Genomic DNA, 19,952 nt, shown 5'->3' with positions numbered 1-19,952 from the left:
TTCCAATGAAGGATGCCTCATGAACGCTCTAACCCCCGCAGGCAGCAACGCACGCCGCCTCGTCCAGGCGCTCTGCGCCGCCCTCGCACTCACCCTGCTACTCGTGCTCACCGGCTGCGGTAGCACCTCCAGCACCACCGAAGGCGCTAAGAGCAGCAGCGGCAAGAAGACCGTGCTCACCACCTTCACCGTGCTCGCAGACATCGCCCGCAACGTGGCAGGCGACGACCTGAACGTCGAATCCCTCACCAAGCCCGGCGCAGAGATCCACGAGTACGAGCCCACCCCCTCCGACCTGAAGAAGGCACACGCCGCCGACCTGGTGCTCGACAACGGCCTGAACCTCGAATCCTGGTTCGCGAAGTTCGTTGAAGAATCCCACGCTAAGCACGTGACCGTCTCCGAGGGGGTCACGCCCATCTCCATTACCGAGGACGCCTACGCGGGCAAGCCCAACCCCCACGCCTGGATGAGCCCCAGCAACGTGCAAAAGTACGTGGACGTGATGATTCGCGAATTTAGCGCCCTCGACCCGGCCCACGCCGCCGACTACAAGACCCGCGGCGAAGCCTACAAGAAGCAGCTGCAGGGCGTGCGTGACGAGCTCGTCAAGGAAATCTCCACCCTGCCCGAAAACCAGCGCGCACTCGTCACCTGCGAAGGCGCCTTCTCCTATCTGGCGGCAGACGCGGGCCTGAAGGAAAAGTACATTTGGGCGGTCAACTCCGAACAGCAGGCGACCCCCTCGCAGATTTCCTCCGCGATCGATTACGTGCGCGAGAACCAGGTTCCCGCCGTGTTCTGCGAATCCACCGTCTCTGACAACCCGATGCGCCAGGTCGCAGACGCCACCGGCGCACGATTCGGCGGCGTGCTCTACGTGGACTCGCTCTCCGAGGCGAACGGCCCCGTGCCCACCTACCTGGACATGATCCGCTACGACGCACGTACCATCGTTGCGGGCCTCAAGGGCAACTCCTAAACCCGGCATAAACCCCGAATAAACCCGGCATAAACCCGGGCCAACCCCGGCATCGAAAACCCTGGGTAAACCCCAAACCCCCGATAGGATAGGAGGGGCGTCGCCTTCTTGGCTCCGCTCCTCCCACGCCGTTAACACTCGCTCACACAGCACCCACTCAGCAACACGCAAGCAAGTACACCCGCCCCACGCATACGGTGACCACCAGAAAGAACACAAGGAATGAGCACTCTTCTCAGCTGCGAAAATGTGCACGTGAACTACGGGCCAGTCCGCGCCCTCACTGGCGCATCCTTCACCCTGGACACCGGGCGTATCTGCGGCCTGATCGGCATGAACGGCTCCGGCAAATCCACCCTTTTCAAAGCCATCATGGGGGTCGTACCCATGCACGCCGGCAGCATCACCCTCGACGGGCAGCCCGTCGGCGGTAACCGTGGCAGCCGCGGCAAGAACGCGCACCATCACCGCGCCGGGCTCGTCAGCTACGTGCCGCAGAGCGAAGAAATCGACTGGACCTTCCCCATCTCCGTGCGCGAGGTGGTCAGCATGGGACGCTACCGCAACCTCGGCATCACCCGCCGCCTGCGTGCCGCAGACCGTGCCGCCGTGGATGAGGCGCTCGCCCGCGTGGAACTGACCGACCTTGCCGACCGTCAGATTGGGGCGCTTTCGGGCGGTCAGCGTAAGCGCGCCTTCGTGGCACGCGCTATCGCTCAGGGCGCCCAGCTGCTGCTGCTGGATGAGCCTTTCGCCGGCGTGGACAAGCGTAGCGAAGCGATGCTCATTCAGGTCATCGAACAGCTGCGTGACGAGGGCGCGACCGTGCTGGTTTCCACGCACGACTTGGCGAGCCTGCGCCAGTTCGCCGACGAGGCGCTACTGCTACGCGGCGATATTCTGATGCACGACACCCCCGAGAAGGTGCTCGCCCCCGAGAACCTGGTGCGTGCCTTCGGCATGGAAGTGGACGCCGGCGCGTCGGTCGCTACCGGCGCTGCTACCTCCGGCACTACTACGATCAGCTCTGTGGAAGGGAAGAACTAAATGGACATCCTCAACTTTCTGGTGGAGCCGCTGACCCTGCCCTTCATGCTCCGCGCATTCGTGGTCACCGTGCTTGCCGCCGCCGTCTGCGCTCTGCTCTCCTGCTGGCTCGTGCTGCTCGGCTGGTCACTTATGGGGGATGCCATTTCGCACGCGGTGCTACCCGGTGTGGTGCTCGCCTATATTTTTGGTGCGCCCTTCGCAGTGGGTGCGGTGGTTGCCGCCCTCGTGGCGGTAACTCTTATCGGCGGGGTGCGGCGCAGCGGCCGCGTGCGCGAGGACGCCGCGATCGGCATCGTGTTCACGACCATGTTTGCGTTCGGTCTGGTGCTGATTTCGGTTACGCCGTCGAATACCGACCTGAACCATATTCTCTTCGGTAACGTGCTGGGCGTGTCCTGGTCGGACGTCTGGCAGGTCGCCATCCTCGCGGTGATTGTTGCCGCCGTGCTGCTGGTCAAGCGCCGCGACTTCGTGCTGTACGCCTTCGACCCGGGCTTTGCGCAGGCGGTGGGGTTGCGTCCGCGTCTGCTCGGCGCGCTGCTGCTCATTATGCTGGCGCTAACCTCCGTGGTGGCACTGCAGATCGTGGGTGTGGTGCTGGTCGTGGCGATGCTCGTCATCCCCGGCTCCACCGCGCGCCTCATCACGGACCGGTTCGTGCCGATGCTCGCGGTGAGCGTGGGAGTCTCCCTGGTGGGCACGCTGACCGGCTTGTACGCCAGCTACTACGCGGACGTATCCCCCGGTGGTGCCGTGGTCGTCACGCAGGGCATACTGTTCGCCCTGGCGTACGTATTCGCCCCGCGCTACGGTCTGCTGGGCAGGATGCGCGCCCGCCGACTCAGCACTGCCGCAACGAAAACTGAGCCCTCAGCTTCCTAAAACTAACTCAATACAGCGCTAGGCGGAGGCCCTTCATGGGACCTCCGCCTAGCGCTATTTTCTGAAATTCTAGGGTGCCGCTACCGCCCTGTATCTAGCGCACCGTGCGGGACACGAACAGGGAGGCGGTCGCCTCCGCACCCAACGGAATAATGGTACCGCCGGGCTTCACCGCACCGGCCGCGTCCGTCTCGTGCAGGTTGCCGGAACCGGCACCGACCACGCTCACGTTCACCGCCTCCGAGAAGGGCGCACCCTCCTCAATGTGCAGGCGCACGCCGGGCACAAAACCGTGGCCCTGCAGGTAGCGCAGCAGGCGCGGGTCGTCATCGTTGATGCGTTCGAGCACGACTGTTTCGCCGGGTTCGCACTGGCTCAGCGGCACGGTCTGCGGAAAACTAATATGCCCCGAAGAGTCCGGGATCGGGTCGCCGTGCGGGTCGCGGGTCGGGTGCCCCAGCAGGGTGTCGATGCGGTCCACCATGAAGTCGGATACCGCGTGCTCCAGAACCTCCGCCTCGTCGTGCACACGGTCCCAGGTGTAGCCGAGGGTCTCCACGAGGAACGTCTCAATGAGGCGGTGGCGGCGAATCATCGCCAGCGCGTAGGAGCGGCCGGTTTCAGTGAGCTCAATAGCGCCGTAGGGCTGATGCTCAATCAGGTCGGCGGCGGCGAGGCGCTTGAGGCCGTCAGATACCGAAGAAATGCGCAGACCCATGCGTTCTGCCAGGGCGGATGCGGTGGCAGGGGTTTTGGTCCATTCTTCGAGGCTCCAGATTTCCTTGAGATAGTTCTGGGTGCTGACGGAAAGTTCTGAGAGAGGCATAAAGATAAGTCTACCTTTTCTCTGGTTTTGCCCGTCGAGCTGCAGGGTATTCAGCGCGGGTTTAAAAAGCGTCCCGCCCGGATAGTTCACCCCTGGCAGGGGGCGACCATCACGGGCGGGATCAGGTGTTCGGTTCCGCGCTGGCAGGCACTAAAGGCTGGCAGGTACCAGGTACGAAGGCTGACAGGCGCGAAAGAATGAGGGGGGCGCGGCGGCGGTTAGGTGGCGCGGCGGCGCGAACGGTCAATACGGGTCAGCAGCTCGATGAGCGCACCGCGTGCCGCCTGCTCCTCATGCCAGAGGGAGCGGACGAGGGTGCGGCTGACCGCCTGGGTGGTGATGCCGAGTGCGGTTGCGGCGGCCTTCTGCTGGCCGCGTACGCCGGGTACGAGCAGGTTTACTACGCGCCATTCGGCGTCGGTGCGGTCGGCGCATACGCGGTAGAGCAGGCGTGCGGAGCCTGCGGCGAGGTCGGCGAGATGGCGGTTGTCGGCGCTGACGCTGATGCAGCGTACGGGTGCGCCTCCCTGTGCTTCTTCGACGGCGAGGCGTGAGAATTCGAGGGCGTCGCCGGTGCAGTCGGTGGTGCTGACGGCGCCGAGTGCGCCTGCGAATCGGGGGATGTTGAGCTCGCCGATTCCGATGCCGACCCAGAAGCCGTTATCGCGCGCGGCAATGAGCGCCGCGTGGAGTGCGTCGCTGGCGCGGTCGAAGGCGCCCTGAATTTCGTCAGGGTATGTCTGGGCGAAGGCAACACGCGGGTTGAGCTTTGCGAGTTCGTCCGACAGTGCAGTGAGTGAGTGCTGTGCGGAACGTTGAATAAAGGTTAGAACGAACACCTTCCTATTATGCCGTAAAACCTTCAACAAGCGGCGTAAGGTTCGCCGTAATACCGGCAACATTTAAACCCCTAAAAATGCGCATTGATAAGGGGAATTATCGTGAGCATGCACTGTGTGCAGAAATCCTCGAAAGGACGTAGAACACCCCCGAAAGGAAAATAATTTTCATGCAAGTGCACGTTGAATTATTCGCTTTCGGGGGCGTTGAGTGGAGTTGATAGACGGGGCTACCGCGGAACTACTGTGCGTTCGTTACCTGCGAGATATGCGGCAGCTGACGCAGCGGCTTCTGGAATACCATCACCACCAGCGACAGGAAAATGAACACCGCGTAGAACAGCGCCGTGTACGTAATACCCCAATCAACAATGAGGAAGCCTGCCAGCAGAACAGCCAGCGGGGTCAGCGCCATATTCGGGATGCCCTGCACCGAGTGCACGCGACCGATCATGTGCTCCGGGGTGGATGCGTTAATGTACGCAATGATGCTCGAATTGAAGGAAGGGAGCACAATACCCGCCAGCACAATCAGCAGGCACACCGCCCACAGCATCGAATGAACCACCGGCAGCAACAGGTAGCACGCCGACATGATGGCCAGGGAGGTGATACCGAGCGGGCCGAGCGCAAACTTCTCGGTCAGCGGACCGACCAGGAACGAACCGAGCAGCACGCCCACGCCGAAGGCGCTCGCAAAGATACCGATGAAGAGCGGGTGTGCGCCCTCCAGGGTGTAGTAGTAGATGAAGGTGAGCGGAATACCGACCGTTCCAAAGTTCGCAAGCGTTGAAACGAACGCAATTGACACCAGCACCTTGTTCTTCAGGATGTACTCGAAACCGGCTTTTGAGTCCTGCCAGAAGCTGGTTTTCTCGCCTTCCTCCTCTTCTGCGGGCTGCCGACTAGCGCCGTAGCTCTTGGGCGCGACGATGAATGCCAGCAGGTTGACGACCGCGTGAACTGCGGTCATGAGCACGGTCGAGAAGCCGATAATGATACCGGCGACCGGGCCGCCCAGCAGGTTAGCGGTGGACTCGCGCGTCTCACCCATACCGGAGGCGTAGCCCAGGTGTTCCTTGGGGACTACGCGGGTGATGATGGACTGTTCACTCGGGTAGTCAAAGGTGGAAATGATAGCGGCGAGAGAAATCGTAATCACCAAAACGTAAATATTGGTGACATTGAAAACGAGGTAGAGAAGAATCGCGACCCAGGACAGCGCCTGGCCGATACAGGATAGCGCCAGGCACTTTGAGGGGCCGATTCTGTCGACCCATGTTCCAGATACTGCTCCGGCGCAGGTGGCGAGAACACCCGCGACGAAGAGGGTGATACTCGCAGCTTCGGGGGAGCCGGTCAGCGCCAGGATAATGATGGGCGTGGTGATATAGCTCATCGAGTCTGAGAGCTGGTTGGCTCCAATGGCGAAGAGAGTATTTCGAAAATCTCTATTCTTGAGTAGCTCGGTGTTGACACTCATGGGGGACCTCCACGATGGGGTTTATGGTGTCGCGCGATGTGCAATCCGCTGTGCATAATCCGTAAGAGTGAATACCTCGACGGGCTACTGCGCCCGCCTGTTTCTGCTTGTGCTCGTCGGTAACGATGGGGTGGTTGAGGATGCACGGGGCGGCTCATCGGGAGCCACCCCCCCGCACAAATAGTGTGTCGCGCGATACTTTAGATTCTATGAGAGATATGAATCATATGCATGAGGGCACGTCGAAAAACTTTCCTCATTTTGACTATTGACATTAGGGTTAGGGTGACTATAATTCAGTCTTAGTGCTCTCGCCCGACTGATCCCTGACTGAACCCGACTAAACCCAATTTGGGCTAAGTCCGAATCAGGGCACGCCAAAACCCCGCAACACAGCGGGCGGGGGAGTGTAGAAGAGCACAGAATAAGGGCCGCACTAGGGGCGCTACTCCACCAGGCCCGCGAAACCCGACAGAGCCAGCACCTCCTCAACATCCTGCGGCACCGAACGCGCTACCCACGGCGAATGCACCAGCACCGCCCGCCACTGGCCACGCGACACCGCCACATTCAAACGATTCGGCGACAACACAAACCCGGCACCGCGCCCAGAATCAACCCGCGACGACGCCAACGACACCAACACCACCGCAGCCTCCTGACCCTGGAACTTATCCACCGTGCCCACACGCACGCCAGCACCCAAAGAATTCGCCAAACCAGCAGCAATCAGCGCCTCACGCACACAATCAACCTGCGCGTTATACGCCGCCACCACAATGCAATCCTCCGCCGCCAGAGGGCGCGGCTCAGCACCAGCCGCCGGAACCCACTCACGACCCAACAACTCGCGCACGCAATCCACCACCGCCTGCGCCTCCTGCACAGAACGCACCGAACAACCCGCGTGCTCCACCGGATATGACACCACACCCGGCGCAACACCCTGCAGGGCGCGACCAGCCGTCGCCGCCGCGCTCGCCAACGCGCCATCATACGACAGCCACGAAACCCGCTCGCACAACGCCGAATCCATGCGCCACGATTCGCCCAAGAAATAGCCAAAACGAGGATCCAGCGCCGCCGCCCCATCAGACAACCAGCCCAGCGCCGAAACATCCACCGGGTACGGGTGCACACCCGTCGACACCTGCGGCAACTGCTGCGGATCGCCCAACAGCAGCACCGAACGCGCCGCACGAGCCGCCGCCACCGTATTCGTCAGAGAGAACTGGCCCGCCTCATCAACCACCAGAACATCCAGCGACCCGGCAGGCACGCGACGCTCACTCACGTAATCCCACACCGTACCGCCAAACAGCAGGCCGCCCGCACCAGAAATCAGCTCCACCAGCTCGGAATCAGATACCTCAGACCACGGGGCGTCCGGAGTCACCGACTTACCGCGCAGACGCACCGCACGCGAAACATCAAAACCATCACGGGCACAGCACGCCAACATGAGATTCTCAATCACCGCATGCGACTGAGCCACCACGCCCACCTTCGCGCCCTCCGCCACTAGACGCGCAATCACGTGCGAGGCGAGGAAGGTCTTACCTGCACCCGGAGGGCCCTGAACCGCCACATAGGAATGGTCGAGAGCGCGAACCGCCGCGTGCACGGCATCCACCGTGGGCAGGTCAGAGCCGGAAAAATCAACCTCACGAGGTAGATTTTCTGCATTTTTGGCATTCGAGGCGCCCTTCTTCAGGCGCGGAGCGCGGCGGAACAACAAATCCGCGGAGGCGCTCTTCACCCCCGTCAGCGAAGCCGCCGCATCGAGCACGCTCGGCAGGGCGCGGGGCGGGTCAGGAGTCTCGGAGGACTCGCTGAAAGCTTCGGAACCCTCGCCGGGCACGGGGCCATTAAGCACGGGGTCGTTGGGCATGAGCGCGCCACCGAAAAGCAGCCCGTGCACATCGGCCTGCAGAGCCGCCTCAATCGTCGCCGTAGACACCGGATCGCCAGGACCAATACCCGAAGGCAGGGCACGGTGCGGTTCATCCTTCACGCGGATGCGCTCCTGCAGAAGCACCTCCAAGAACTCGCCAGCCGATTCGCCGGTCGACTTGCCGGACTCTGCGGCAGCCTCTTCGGGATCTGCAGAATCTGCGGAATCCACGGAACCGGCACGGAAACCACCCTGTGCCACCGCCAGTACGCGCATGCCAAAGAAACCCGTCGCCGCCAACTCGGCGGGCACACGCTCACCCGGATTCGACGCACGGAAATAATTCAGCTGCGACTCCATGCGGTCCAGCGCAATCTGCGGGCTCAAACCCGCCTCATACGCACAAAAAACCGCACGGTCAGAGGGCGCAATCACCAGGCTCGGGTCAGCCTCAATTCGCGCACGCAACAGACGCACCTGCGCGCCGCGCACACGATACCAGCCGGGGGCATCTTCGACCTCGGCGGGCTCCTTCATGGCGGCGGCAAGCGCCTCCAGGTCTGCGGGGGTGTTCAGAAGAGCATGCGCATGCTCCACCGAGAGCACCTGCACCCGATCAAGGTACGCGTAATCGCGGCTCGCCACCCACGCCGTCGGGCCGTCCTCCAGACGGCGAATGTGCTCACGCCAGAACGGGGCACGCTCGCGGCGGTGATAATTCGTCATGGACAGCAGCATCGCCGCCTCAAGCTCACCGGCACCCCAGCCGTGCTCCGCCGCGTGCTCCTCCAGGGAGGCGAGCTGGGCATCCAGCAGGCACTGCAGGCGGTACTGTTCACTGTCGTTCTCGACCGCGGCGGGCACCCGGTACATGACCGGGTGCTCCTCAGTTTCCGGATTCTCGGTGGTATCTTCGGCAGTGTCTTCGGTGACGAGCTCCGGGGCTTCGGTAGCGAGGGCAAGAGATGCCGCCGCGTTCAGGCACGCCGGGCACTCGTCGCAGGTCAGAAAATAGGGGATGCGCTCGGCAAGTTCCGCCGGTTCTACACCCTCGTTCAGCGCCTCGGTGAGCAGTAGGAGGCGTTGCTCCTGCAGACGAATCAGCGGCAGAATACGCGCCGAATCAACCCGGTGAGGTTGAGGAACGGGGGAGTGGTGCTCAGTGGGCTCCGATTCGGACTCTGCGCCGTACTCCTCAGTGCTGTACTCCTCCGTGCCGTGCTCCAGGTGGAGGTCGATACGGACTGCATTCTTGTCAGCACCGGCGTTCAGCAGGTGCGCCGCCAGGGCACCGCGCAACAGTGCCCGATGCGCCGCCTCACCCAGGTGCGAGGTGCAGGCAATCTGGGCGGTATTGCTTTCGGCGGTGCTGTTCTCAGGCGAGTACTCCAGACGGTCGAGCTCCACCGTGTAGGTCAGTCCCGCCGCGGAGGTCGCAACCAGAGGCACCGGGCGCGCTGTGCCGCCCGCATGCTCACTGCTAACTACTCCACTGTCGACTACTTCATTGCCGACCATTCCGCCCTCGGTTAGCACCCGCAGGCACTCGCGGTACGCTTCGCGGGCGCGCTCGGACTTCTCGGGGGTCGGGTGGGCAGACTGCTTCTGCGCACGCTCCCAAAGCTCGGTGTAGAGCCGCAACTCGCAGGCGGAGGTAGCGGTCAGATCAGCGAGGGTGAAGGTAAGGTCCATGGTGACTTTTCTGCTGGAGGAGAGAGAAACAAGGCGGGCGTGAAACCCTGCCGGGTGAGCGGGCGCGAGCCCCGGTTGAGGAGTCTGTCGGCACCCCGTGCCCCCCACCCCGAGAGGTTGATTTTCAGGTTTCACGTGAAACACTACAGAAAATCAACCTACACAGGATGATTTAGGGGTTTTCGGGGCTATTTGGGCACGCACGCTAGGAGACTGCACCCGCTACAGCCGCGGTAGAAACTGCCGCCGCGGGCGCCTCTGAAGCGGGTACCGAAGCACTCGGCGCGGTCGAACGGTTCGCAATCGCCGCCGCCGCCGCGTCCACGCGTTCCTTCGCGGCGGGCAGCGCATCCGCACCGCCCAGATCGTTCAAAATAATCGCGAAAATCAGGCGGGTGCCGTCGGGTCGGGTCGCCACACCGCACAGCGAAGACACCGTGTACAGGGTGCCGGTCTTCGCCTGCACAAAAGTGCGTGCGTGCACGGCGTTCGCCGCACCAAAACGACCGGACAGAGTGCCGCTCACGCCCGCGACCGGGAACGTGCTCATCAGCTGCTCCGCATGCTCATCAGCATTCAGCAGAGCCACAACCTGCACGAGGGTTCGGGCGGTCACGCGGTCGGTCAACGACATGCCGCACACGTCTGCCTGCACCAGGTTTTCAATGTTCACGCCGGCATCCACGAGTGCCTGGCGCACGGTCTGCTGTGCCGCTTCGCCGCTACCTTCCTTACCTGCGGCAATAGCGGCGCAACGACCGAGCACCTCGGCGAGAGCATTGTCGGATTCGAGCATCATGTGCTGCGCCTGCTCCAGCAGGGTTGCCGATTCGACCGCGGCGATTTCGGCTGCTTCCGCGGGGGCGGTGCGGCGCTCCGCGAGGGTGAAGCTCATGCCGGATTCCTTGCCGGCGGTGTTGAGCGCATCCACGAACGCCTGCTGGGCGGCAACCGCCGCATCATCCGGGCGTACCCGGTTGCTTGCGGTGGACTTGCCCGGCACCGTGTGCGATTCGAGCGCAATCGGGTGAATGGGCGTGATCTGGCCGGATGCCACGTCGGCGTCATCCCAGCCGGGGTTCACGCCGGGGCCACTGAAGAAGGTGCCGTCAAAGTAGACGGGCAGTGCCGCGGTCGGCTTCTCACCCTGAAGGAGCGCCTTCACGGTCAGCTCAGCGAGGGTGCCCAAGCCTGCGTGTCCCACAATCTGCTTCGGGTTGGAGGCGCCCGCACCGAGCAGGGTGTCGCCGCCCGCCATGAGGTACAGTCCGGCGGCGTCGCGGGTAACGCGGGTGCGCAGGCGCGCCTGCAGGTCCGCGTAGTGGTTGAGCGCGAACAAGGTCAGCACCTTAAAAGTGGAGGCGGGCACGCGCGCGGTGTCGGCGTTGGCGGCGTACAGGTCGGCGGGTGCGATGGTCGCCTTGATGCTGGGCAGGTTGCCGTCCATGCCGGTGACGAGCAGGCTGTACTGCGGGTAGGTGCCGTCCGCGAAGAGCGCGGTGAGGGCGTTGCGCAGCTGCTCCTGTTCGCCCTCGGGCAGTGCGGGGGCGAGGGTTGGGGTGGCGCTCGGGGTTGCGGAGGCGGTCACCTCGGCGGTGCCGGTGGGGCTGCCGGTTGCACTGCCGGTGGGGCTTGCGGAACCTTCGGGGTGTTTCTGTTCGGTTGCGGCGGATCCGCAGGCGGTGAGGAGGAGCATGCCGCCGAGGGTGAGGGCGGCGCGGCGGGTGAGGGTGGTGGTCTGTGTGTTGGGCTTGTTGGAAGGCATCTTTTGAGCATAGCGGGCGGATGGGGTGCCTATCGAATTTACGCGCCGGTGCTGGGATGTTCATGCCGCGCTCCTGCTGCCCTCACGAACCCTATCTGACCTGCCTGGCATGGTGGCGGGGTGCGGCGGCGGGGTGCGTTGGCGGGCGCGGGACTAGGTGGAATGTTAACTGTGGTGTGACCGTGGTAAATTACGCTGGTTTTGGCGCCGAATACGCGGTTTCGGTGTGCGTGAACGGGTTACAATGGGTGAGTTCAACACCTAACTTTCGCACCTTGCGCGCCGAAGTCGCCGCGAAAGTGACTCTAACTCACGAGAAAGAAGGTTCCGATGGAACTCGACGTCACTATTGAAATTCCCCGCGGCTCCCGCGTGAAGTACGAAGTGGACCACGAGACCGGCCGCCTGCGCCTGGACCGTGTGCTGTTCACCTCCATGCAGTACCCCACCGCTTACGGCTACTTCGAGAACACCCTGGGTGAGGACGGCGACCCGCTGGACGCAATGCTGATCCTGGACGTTGACGTTGTTCCCGGCGTGCTGGTTGAGTCCCGCCCGGTCGCAGTGTTCAACATGACCGATGAGGCTGGCGGCGACGCTAAGGTTCTGTGCGTTCCCACCGACAAGCGTTACGACCACATCAAGTCCCTGGCTGATGTTCCGGAGCAGCTGAAGGCTGAGATTCAGCACTTCTTCGAGCGTTACAAGGACCTGGAGCCCGGCAAGTGGGTTAAGGGCGAGGGCTGGGAAGACCTGGCTGCTGCTGAGAAGATGGTCCAGGAGGCTATCGACCGTTTCGCAGCTGAGGGTCACTAAGCTGCCGCACCGTTAGGTGCACCCGGTTTTTGTAGGGGGCGTGTTCCCTGCGTCTGGTTCGTGCGAGTTTTCGTGCGTGCTGGAGGCGGTGAGCACGCCCCCTTTTTGTGCTCGGAGCTGTTGTCCAGGGCTTTGTTGAGGGGGATTTCAACAAGTACTTTGCACGGTGGGGTTTGTAATATTTCTGAAAGTTCAGATTTTTAAAGATATTTCTAAAGTTCTAGTTGCATAAATATTCAAGTTTAAAGTGAATGGATAATAAATTTTAGATTTACATTGATATGTATTTTTCATGAGAATGAAATATTGGCTTATGAATACTTGAAAACGTAGATTTCCAGAGTAGGGTTGAAAGAGTGGGGCGTAAGTAGCGTCGACGAAGCGTAAACGCCACACACTATTTTCATCACTCAACTCAATTCAAGGACTATGATGTCTGAACTTTCACGCCGACAAGTGTGCCGGCTCTCGTCGTTTGCCCTGGTAAGTTTCTTCGTATCACCTCAGAGCAATGCATGGGGTGTTCAGGACCCTGTTGGTTCTCCCCAGCAAATAGATGGGTGCACTGTTGCCCCGCTTCGTGAAGCGTGGTTGCCGACTAATGGTGCAGATAATGCCATTCTGTGGTTTCAGCTCCTTCCCTTTTCGGGCCCCTATGCTGGGGTGCATGCGCTTCCCTCGATAGAACTGATGGGGAATCAAGAAGAGTCAGCCTTGTATGAGGTAATTCGTCCTCATATTCACCATGATACGGGGCAGTGGCTGTCCAAAATTCCCTCGGGTCAGCAGATTGTGGTTGAGCTTGAACAGCTGAGTGGATCGCAAGAATACATAGTGCAGATGAATCGCTGGCAGCCGGGTTCCATGGGGCTGACAAGTCATTCTCCTGAAGGGTACCCAGCAGCACCATCGCTGGTGGTGCGTAGGGAATCGGGCCTGAGAGTGATTCGTTCGCGTGGTGCCTCATTGGAGAGTGCCGAGTATTTTTGTGGTGTTTCCCAAGGGGAGAAGAAGGAAAACGCATCTTTAGGTGCAGATGGTGATGCGTTTGTTCGAGTTCACCGCTGGGAATGGGGGTTTGAAGTCAGCGAGGATATTTCTCAGCCGGAAGAGTTACTGCAACGAGGGTACTTTGGCATGTATTTCCCGGGCCGTAGTGAATATGGCGGGTCTACTGTGTCGGCTTCCTATCGGATTAGTGTTAGAACGCCGGGAGGGGTGCTGACCTGTGTCACAATGCCTGCTTCATAAAGTCAGTATGGAGCAATTATAGAGATGTAGATTCGGGAGAAGCCTTGCTCGGTAAAAAGAGGCGATTGATAGGAGGCTGTCACAGATATATCAGAAGAATACATCAAAGTATTTTGATGTATATCCATTCAGAGAAGAATTAGTGTGTTAGTGTTCAAATTATTTGAATGTATTCGTACTATGCAGATTAAGAAAGGAAAGCGATATGGTTGATTATAAAAAATCAAAGCATGTTAATGTTTTGGATTTTGGGGCGGACCCAACCGGAACAAGTGACTCCGCGACGGCAATTCAAAATGCCATTAAATCGGTGGCTGCTGTCCCCGGTGGGGGTTCTGTCGAGATTCCCTCGGGAATCTATCTTGTGAGTAATGATTTTATTGAGCTCAGGGATAGAGTCGAAGTGTATGGGCATGGATTCTCCACACAAATTATTGGGTTTAATAAAAACCCGAAGAATGTAAGAGATATTGATGGTGACGATATGGAGTGCCAAGGGGTATTTCATATGGGGTCGTACAATACATATATGGGTGATATGGGCGCAAATACACCAATGCGATTTGGTGTGCGAGATATGTTCATTCGTGGTGCCAATCTTAATCTTTTGAATCCTAATATTCGTAAAGGATTTTTTGAACATCAGATTGAGAAGGGTAAGCATGTTGCTGATAATTATATACCGGATAATATTGCGGGCATCATTGTCCATACAAGATTTGATATTTTTAATGAACCTGAAGCTGCCCCCATTATTTCAAATGTTGAAATCTGGGATACGGCAGTCGGAATTGCCATCCTGGGTGAACATGACCGTGCTATGAAGGTTGATAAGGTACGCATTCGTAAAACTCGCAGACAAGGGCTCTTGGTGGGAAAGCCGGTGGGTCATGCTCAGCGTAAAAAAGAGAGCTGGAATTCTGGAGCTGCGGATAATAAGTTTGTGATGGTCGAGGTCTCTGATGCCAATCTTGGTGGCGGATATCATGGGGCGATTGAGGTATATGGGGCTCAATGTAAATTTGTGGCATGTACCGCCTGGTTTGCTGTTCGAAATAAGCCTGAGTCTGACCTCTATCATCAAAGTAACCAATATCTTAGGAAGTCTGGCGCTGGTTGGGCGGTTTTTGGCGAACGGAATATGTTCATCGGATGTACCGCTCAGGAGAATGGCGGGCACGGATGGATTGTTGGATTTAAAGATAATCAATTTATGAACTGTTTGGGTGAGTCATCAAGCTATGAAAATAAAATCACTTTAATGGGTGCAGCTCAGGCGGATCAGGCGGCTAATTGGTACATCAGCAGAAATGCTTCCGGAGCTCGTCTTGTTGCGCCGCGTTCTGCTAATCCTAAATCCGATATGAAGGCGTCACGTTATGGATTTTATCTGGAGAATAAGCTGGATGATATTAGTATTGTGGCTGGTTCATCGCGTAATGCTCGTGACGGTAATAAATTGGATTCGAATGACGGCCGGCACCTTTTCTTTAAGTACGATCCCAGTGCCCCCTGGGGCAAGTTCTATATTGATATTAATTTTGTGGTCAATAAGACCTCAACAAGTCATGATATTGGTGAGAAGAAAAAAGATGACATAAGAGTTTAATCATTCTGAAATAATTGCGCGGAGAGTGAATCCTGAGTATCTTCAAAGGGATTCACTCTTCTTCTACTCTCACACCTTTCACCGAGGATAGAAAATGAAGAAAAACCTTTCGACCCGTGGCGCGGCGGCACTGTTGACACTGACTATGGGCTTCATGGGTCAGGGTGTAGCCCAGGCGGCATACATTCAGCCGAAATCTGCACAGCCTATTGAAGAGCTGGAATTTGATGTTAATTGTTTTGACATGCACTTCTTTTACGGCAAGAACGTTATAACCAGTTTGCACTGGGCAGAGTGTACCGGCCTGATTACGAAGAAGCAGGTTGTCGGGCTGGCTACAACCGATGAAGATAAGTTGCCGAACGGGGTCATGACTATCTCGCGTGGCCGCTTGCTGGAGCACCTGTACCATCTGGCAGGTTCACCCGAGGTGAAGAACCTGCCGGAGAAGTCCCCGTACACCGACCTGACCCCGGACGATGCGCGCTATAAGGTTGCTATTTGGGCGACCCGCGTGGGTTTGACCACCGGTTGGTCTGATGGTTCCTTCCACTATGACACTCCGGCGAGCCGCGGCGCCTACTTTACCTTCCTTTATCGTGCTGCGGGTAGCCCCAAGGTGACCCTGGAGCCCCTGGATAAGGCGAATGCTGTGCGTGTGGAGAAGGGTGCTGCTCCCATTAAGGAGGGGAGCGAGTTGCATCGAGCAATGAGCTGGGTGTACCAGCATGCGCTGGCGAAGGGGGAAGATAGCAGGGCGTATGACACTAGCTTCTCCACTAACGGATACAGGCCGTGGGATTTCAACGAAACACCGGATTTCTATTACGTTTCGTACTCCACTATTTTCACCCCTCTCATGGTTCTTGATTACCACGAGGAGTTGGCGCCCATTGTGGCTCGTCTGCAGTCGCTGTCCTAGCGGCAGGTGAGCGGAGGGCTTGCTGGGGGCGTGTTCCCTGCGTCTGGTTCGTGCGAGTTTTCGTGCGTGCTGGAGGCGGTGGGCACGCCCCCTTTTGTTGTGCTCCTTGATTGTGTTCGGAGGTTCCGTGGAAGGGTGCGTAACCGAACTATTCTTCGGAAAATAGCCTCAGAGAGCTTCTTGGGGTGCTAATATGGGCATATTGCGAAGAATAGTTCGTATAACCTGAGGTTCTGTAGCGGTGAGGAGGGAACCCCTATGGCATTCGACGCAACAGGGTTCGCGCAAGAATTTGGTGCGCAGGTTCGTGCCGTCCGCAAGTACGAAAAAATCACCCAAATGGAGTTGGCGTGGATGGTTGGACTCAGTGATAAAACAATCCGCGATATTGAGCGTGGGCTACCCGGCCCGTCAATTGGTGCGGTCCTCAAGGTCGCCCAAGAGCTCGGCATTGAGCTGGCCATTACTAACCCTCTCACCTAACCCCTCCCGCACACTGCGATAGAAAACAGAACCTGGAGAAAAGCCATGACAGATGAACTTATGGCAGATGTCTATAAAGATGGTGTTCTCGCCGCATATTTGAGGCGAGACGCCAACGGGATGATTCATTTCACCTACCGGGCAGATTATAAAGGCCCGGCAATTGCCACGAGCCTGCCTTTAGAGGCGGAATATACCGCAGAATCAATTCCCCCTTTCTTCCAGAATCTTTTGCCCGAAGGCTATAGGCTCGACGTTGTCAGTTCCGAGAAAAAAATCAGCAAAAATAACACCCTGGGCTTATTGCTGGTGATTGGTTCTGACGTTCCAGGCGATGTGCAAATTATTGAGCACGGGCGGGAACTGTACACCGCTCCTGCCGCATTGGTGAACAACCCTGAGGTTGTTTCCTTTGCAGAACTTATGGGCACGGTTGACCGCCGAGGACTGCCTGGCGTTCAAGAAAAGCTGAGTGCCGTCATGAAAACCCTGCCCGTGCATTGGACGGGCGCTGGATACGATGCGCTTCTGAAAATCAGCCCGCAACGCATGCCCGGGCTCGTAGAAAACGAAGCTGCCCACCTCACGGCGGCCGCACTCATGGGGATTCCTGTAGCTCAGCATGAGCTTGTCTATGATCGAGACGGCGTATCAGGTTTGATGGTCTCCCGTTTCGACCGAACACCCTCCGGGGGGCGCATCGCCATGGAGGATGGTGCACAGATTTTGGGTGTTCCTTCGGGTGAGAAATACACGGAAGATAACCCTGCTGTGACAACAGAAAGTGTCATTCAAGCAATGGTGAAAATCGCTGCTTCCCCGGCTATTGCCCGCAGGAATCTTTACATGCACTTTCTCTACGCTTGGCTGACTGGCAACGGTGACCTACACGCAAAAAATATCTCGCTCCTCAAGGGACGCCGTGGATGGGAAGTAGCTCCTATCTACGACATCCCCTGTTCGCTCGTGCACATTAAATCTCTATCCATGGCGCTTAGCGTCAACGGAAAAGATAATTCGAATCCCGGTGACGGTTCGCCGCCCGAAGATTGGAAGATTACTGTTGACGATTGGCTTGCTCTCGCAGAGACTATCGGTCTTCCGACTAAGGTGCAGAAAGACGCTCTAACGCGTGCTCTCAAAGCGGCTCGAGCAGTTCGCTGGCCCACAGACCGAGCCGCCCCGGGGTATATTTTCAACTCGAATGCCTCACCGTTTAAGGCCATGCAGAAAGAGTTGGAACGCCGCCAGGACGAGTTTGAAGAGTACCTTCATCCGCGTTCCTAAGGCTCCTGACTTCTTGAGCCTTCGTTATTTCTAAATTCTCCTCGTGAAGTATCTGTTGACATAGACACTTCGCAATTTCTACAGAGGAACTTTCTACAAAGGAACCACCATGCAGAATGGACGCGCAGGACGCCTGCACCCCGCCGTCGGCACTGCCCGCCGCCACCTCGCCGCCGCCCTCGAAAAGCTCCTCGGTGCCGGAAGCATCAAAGCCACCGGACGCTCCCGCACCGCCTCCATCGCGGACACCGCAGACCTGCCGCTGCTCCTGGTCGCCTGCAGTGGCGGCCCCGACTCCCTCGCACTGGCAGCCATTGCCGCGCACTTCGCCCGCCGCGGCGACGTACGCGTAGGTGCCATCATCGTCGACCACGACCTACAAGAAGACTCCGCCGCGGTCGCCGCGCAGACCGCGCAGACCCTCACCGACCTGGGGCTTCACCCCGTCATCACCGAAAAAGTGCAGGTTCCCGTCGGGAACATGGGCCCCGAAATGGCGGCGCGCACCGCCCGCTACACCGCCTTCACGAAAGCTGTTGAAGCCACCGGCGCCCGCGCCGTGCTGCTCGGCCACACCCTCGACGACCAGGCAGAAACCGTGCTGCTCGGCCTAAGTCGCGGCTCCGGCACACGCTCCCTTGCCGGTATGCCGCCGGTGCGCGTCGAAGAGGGCGTCACCTACCTGCGCCCTTTCCTCGGTCTGCGCCGCACCGACATGCTCAATATCTGCGACGCCGAAACCCTCACCCCCTGGATCGACCCGACCAACACCGACGAAACCCTCATGCGTGCCCGCATCCGCCACAGCGTGCTGCCCTACCTTGAGGAGCACCTCGGCGGGGACGTCGCCCGCTCCCTGGCGCGCACCGCCTCCGTAGCTGGCCCCGACGCCGAATACCTCGACGAACAAGCGCAGGCAGCCTACAAGCAGGCGCTCCTACCCGCCGGAACCGCCGTGCGCGGCATCGAACCTGAAGACGCCGTGCTGCTGGACCGTGCACAGGTGGCTGCGCTGCATCCGGCGCTTCGTTTGCGTGTGCTTGCCACCGCCTGCAAAGCCGCCGGAGGAGAGAACCCCGGCTTCGAACGACTGCAGGCGCTGGACTCTTTCACCGCCGAATACGCGGTAGCTGGGTCCGTTCAGATGCCCGGTCACGTGAGCGCGTACCGTCGCCGCAAAATTGTGCACCCGGCAACCGGTGAACGCCTGGACGTGCTCGTATTAGTGCCAACTCGACCCTAACTAGGTGCCCGCGGAAGCATCCTCAGCACACACTATCTGCGTGGTGAGGTGCGCCGCGGCGCCGTTTTAAGCCATACTTAAGGCGAACACCATCCACATAGTCCGCCGTGGGAAGGCATGAAACCCCTTTACCTGGGGCCCCCGGCGGAGGCGCAGAGCGTCTAAAGATACGAAGGAATACATCGTGCAGGCTATCGACGTGCAGGACGATATTAAGAACGTTCTCTTCAGCAAGGAAGAGATTAACGCGAAGGTCGCCGAACTGGCGGCACGCATCGACGAAGATTACGCCGGTAAGGACGTGCTGTTGGTGGGTGTTCTCAAGGGCGCCATCATGATCATGGCTGACCTTTCCCGCGCTCTTAAGGGCCACTACACCATGGACTGGATGGCTGTTTCTTCTTACGGTTCCGGCACCAAGTCCTCCGGCGTTGTGCGTATCCTCAAGGACCTGGACACCGACCTGGTGGGCCGCAACGTCCTGATCGTTGAAGACATCATTGACTCCGGCCTGACCCTGGCATGGCTGCAGCAGAACCTGATTTCTCGCGGTGCAGCTTCCGTTGAGATTTGCACCCTGCTGCGCAAGCCCAAGGTCGTCAAGGCTGACGTTGAGGTCAAGTACGTCGGCTGGGACATCGAGCCCGAATTCGTTGTTGGTTACGGCCTGGACTTCGCTGAGAAGTACCGCAACCTGGACTGCGTCGCAACCCTGCACCCGCACGTTTACTCCTAAGCCTTCACCTCAGCAACCATGCTGTTAGGTGGTGACGCCCCGCCTCCTCACGCTTGTGGGGGAGCGGGGCGTTGCTGTACCCGACGGTGGATGTACTCGGGGGCGGATGTACCCGCCGAAGAAGATGCACTTTCACCCCCACCGAGTGCTACAACCCTTTAGCGGCTCTTCCGAGTTGAGTGTGGGTGACCG

General features: G+C 59.2%; 16 protein-coding genes. 11 read left to right on the top strand and 5 right to left on the bottom strand.

The window, feature by feature from the left end; all coding sequences use genetic code 11:
• Positions 1–19 precede the first annotated feature (19 nt).
• From HMPREF2842_RS06500 to HMPREF2842_RS06490, 3 genes are all read left to right on the top strand, one after another.
• A complete protein-coding gene (locus HMPREF2842_RS06500) occupies positions 20–982 on the top strand; it encodes a metal ABC transporter substrate-binding protein (RefSeq protein ID WP_070643560.1) in 963 nt (320 codons plus the stop codon).
• Between the two features lie 222 nt (positions 983–1,204).
• Positions 1,205–2,029, top strand: coding sequence for a metal ABC transporter ATP-binding protein (locus HMPREF2842_RS06495; protein ID WP_049346251.1), 825 nt, complete (start codon positions 1,205–1,207; stop codon positions 2,027–2,029).
• Positions 2,030–2,914 carry a metal ABC transporter permease gene (locus HMPREF2842_RS06490; protein WP_049346253.1) on the top strand — a complete coding sequence of 295 codons (885 nt, stop codon included), beginning with the start codon at positions 2,030–2,032 and terminating at the stop codon, positions 2,912–2,914.
• 94 nt (positions 2,915–3,008) lie between these two features.
• Here HMPREF2842_RS06490 and HMPREF2842_RS06485 read toward each other — a convergent pair whose 3' ends face one another.
• The 5 genes from HMPREF2842_RS06485 to dacB all read right to left on the bottom strand — a co-directional run bounded on the left by HMPREF2842_RS06485 (position 3,009) and on the right by dacB (position 11,413).
• The gene (locus HMPREF2842_RS06485; RefSeq protein WP_005504316.1) at positions 3,009–3,740 is read right to left on the bottom strand and encodes a metal-dependent transcriptional regulator; all 732 of its coding nucleotides are present in this window, start codon (positions 3,738–3,740) and stop codon (positions 3,009–3,011) included.
• Between the two features lie 218 nt (positions 3,741–3,958).
• The gene (locus HMPREF2842_RS06480) at positions 3,959–4,579 is read right to left on the bottom strand and encodes a hypothetical protein (RefSeq protein ID WP_005507641.1); all 621 of its coding nucleotides are present in this window, start codon (positions 4,577–4,579) and stop codon (positions 3,959–3,961) included.
• Between the two features lie 241 nt (positions 4,580–4,820).
• Positions 4,821–6,062 carry an MFS transporter gene (locus tag HMPREF2842_RS06475; protein ID WP_070599338.1) on the bottom strand — a complete coding sequence of 414 codons (1,242 nt, stop codon included), beginning with the start codon at positions 6,060–6,062 and terminating at the stop codon, positions 4,821–4,823.
• 445 nt (positions 6,063–6,507) lie between these two features.
• Positions 6,508–9,648 (bottom strand): DEAD/DEAH box helicase, encoded by a 3,141-nt coding sequence (locus tag HMPREF2842_RS06470; protein ID WP_070643555.1) that lies wholly within the window; start codon positions 9,646–9,648, stop codon positions 6,508–6,510.
• A 205-nt stretch (positions 9,649–9,853) separates the two neighbouring features.
• On the bottom strand, positions 9,854–11,413 hold the full coding sequence (gene dacB, locus HMPREF2842_RS06465) for a D-alanyl-D-alanine carboxypeptidase/D-alanyl-D-alanine endopeptidase (protein ID WP_070643552.1): 1,560 nt from the start codon (positions 11,411–11,413) through the stop codon (positions 9,854–9,856).
• 330 nt (positions 11,414–11,743) lie between these two features.
• Here dacB and ppa point away from each other — a divergent pair, with 330 nt between their 5' ends.
• The 8 genes from ppa (at position 11,744) to hpt (ending at position 19,760) form a co-directional block, all read left to right on the top strand.
• Positions 11,744–12,229, top strand: coding sequence for an inorganic diphosphatase (gene ppa / locus HMPREF2842_RS06460; protein WP_005504328.1), 486 nt, complete (start codon positions 11,744–11,746; stop codon positions 12,227–12,229).
• 429 nt (positions 12,230–12,658) lie between these two features.
• On the top strand, positions 12,659–13,480 hold the full coding sequence (locus HMPREF2842_RS09210) for a hypothetical protein (RefSeq protein WP_141752187.1): 822 nt from the start codon (positions 12,659–12,661) through the stop codon (positions 13,478–13,480).
• Between the two features lie 205 nt (positions 13,481–13,685).
• Positions 13,686–15,089 carry a glycosyl hydrolase family 28-related protein gene (locus HMPREF2842_RS06455; protein ID WP_070643549.1) on the top strand — a complete coding sequence of 468 codons (1,404 nt, stop codon included), beginning with the start codon at positions 13,686–13,688 and terminating at the stop codon, positions 15,087–15,089.
• 94 nt (positions 15,090–15,183) lie between these two features.
• Positions 15,184–16,011 (top strand): S-layer homology domain-containing protein, encoded by an 828-nt coding sequence (locus HMPREF2842_RS06450; protein WP_070643545.1) that lies wholly within the window; start codon positions 15,184–15,186, stop codon positions 16,009–16,011.
• Between the two features lie 258 nt (positions 16,012–16,269).
• On the top strand, positions 16,270–16,494 hold the full coding sequence (locus HMPREF2842_RS06445; protein WP_005504337.1) for a helix-turn-helix domain-containing protein: 225 nt from the start codon (positions 16,270–16,272) through the stop codon (positions 16,492–16,494).
• 45 nt (positions 16,495–16,539) lie between these two features.
• Positions 16,540–17,781 carry a type II toxin-antitoxin system HipA family toxin gene (locus HMPREF2842_RS06440; RefSeq protein WP_070643540.1) on the top strand — a complete coding sequence of 414 codons (1,242 nt, stop codon included), beginning with the start codon at positions 16,540–16,542 and terminating at the stop codon, positions 17,779–17,781.
• A gap of 109 nt (positions 17,782–17,890) precedes the next feature.
• On the top strand, positions 17,891–19,024 hold the full coding sequence (gene tilS, locus HMPREF2842_RS06435) for a tRNA lysidine(34) synthetase TilS (protein ID WP_070643537.1): 1,134 nt from the start codon (positions 17,891–17,893) through the stop codon (positions 19,022–19,024).
• A gap of 184 nt (positions 19,025–19,208) precedes the next feature.
• Complete coding sequence (gene hpt / locus HMPREF2842_RS06430) at positions 19,209–19,760, top strand: hypoxanthine phosphoribosyltransferase (RefSeq protein ID WP_005504342.1); 552 nt, start codon at positions 19,209–19,211, stop codon at positions 19,758–19,760.
• Positions 19,761–19,952 lie beyond the last annotated feature (192 nt).

Source organism: Rothia sp. HMSC069C10 (assembly GCF_001812205.1).
In the GTDB taxonomy this organism is placed as follows: domain Bacteria; phylum Actinomycetota; class Actinomycetes; order Actinomycetales; family Micrococcaceae; genus Rothia; species Rothia mucilaginosa.
The sequence above is the reverse complement of the archived record's forward strand: the minus strand, read 5'-3'. Positions and strand labels throughout refer to the sequence as shown.

Bases quoted from the DNA above. Each gene is read 5' to 3' on its own strand.
- HMPREF2842_RS06450 (WP_070643545.1), top strand. From the start codon at position 15,184: ATGAAGAAAAACCTTTCGACCCGTGGCGCGGCGGCACTGTTGACACTG.
- HMPREF2842_RS06440 (WP_070643540.1), top strand. From the start codon at position 16,540: ATGACAGATGAACTTATGGCAGATGTCTATAAAGATGGTGTTCTCGCC.
- HMPREF2842_RS06470 (WP_070643555.1), bottom strand. From the start codon at position 9,648: ATGGACCTTACCTTCACCCTCGCTGATCTGACCGCTACCTCCGCCTGC.
- HMPREF2842_RS09210 (WP_141752187.1), top strand. From the start codon at position 12,659: ATGATGTCTGAACTTTCACGCCGACAAGTGTGCCGGCTCTCGTCGTTT.
- HMPREF2842_RS06495 (WP_049346251.1), top strand. From the start codon at position 1,205: ATGAGCACTCTTCTCAGCTGCGAAAATGTGCACGTGAACTACGGGCCA.
- tilS (WP_070643537.1), top strand. From the start codon at position 17,891: ATGCAGAATGGACGCGCAGGACGCCTGCACCCCGCCGTCGGCACTGCC.
- HMPREF2842_RS06475 (WP_070599338.1), bottom strand. From the start codon at position 6,062: ATGAGTGTCAACACCGAGCTACTCAAGAATAGAGATTTTCGAAATACT.
- HMPREF2842_RS06485 (WP_005504316.1), bottom strand. From the start codon at position 3,740: ATGCCTCTCTCAGAACTTTCCGTCAGCACCCAGAACTATCTCAAGGAA.
- HMPREF2842_RS06455 (WP_070643549.1), top strand. From the start codon at position 13,686: ATGGTTGATTATAAAAAATCAAAGCATGTTAATGTTTTGGATTTTGGG.
- HMPREF2842_RS06500 (WP_070643560.1), top strand. From the start codon at position 20: ATGAACGCTCTAACCCCCGCAGGCAGCAACGCACGCCGCCTCGTCCAG.
- dacB (WP_070643552.1), bottom strand. From the start codon at position 11,413: ATGCCTTCCAACAAGCCCAACACACAGACCACCACCCTCACCCGCCGC.
- ppa (WP_005504328.1), top strand. From the start codon at position 11,744: ATGGAACTCGACGTCACTATTGAAATTCCCCGCGGCTCCCGCGTGAAG.
- HMPREF2842_RS06445 (WP_005504337.1), top strand. From the start codon at position 16,270: ATGGCATTCGACGCAACAGGGTTCGCGCAAGAATTTGGTGCGCAGGTT.
- HMPREF2842_RS06490 (WP_049346253.1), top strand. From the start codon at position 2,030: ATGGACATCCTCAACTTTCTGGTGGAGCCGCTGACCCTGCCCTTCATG.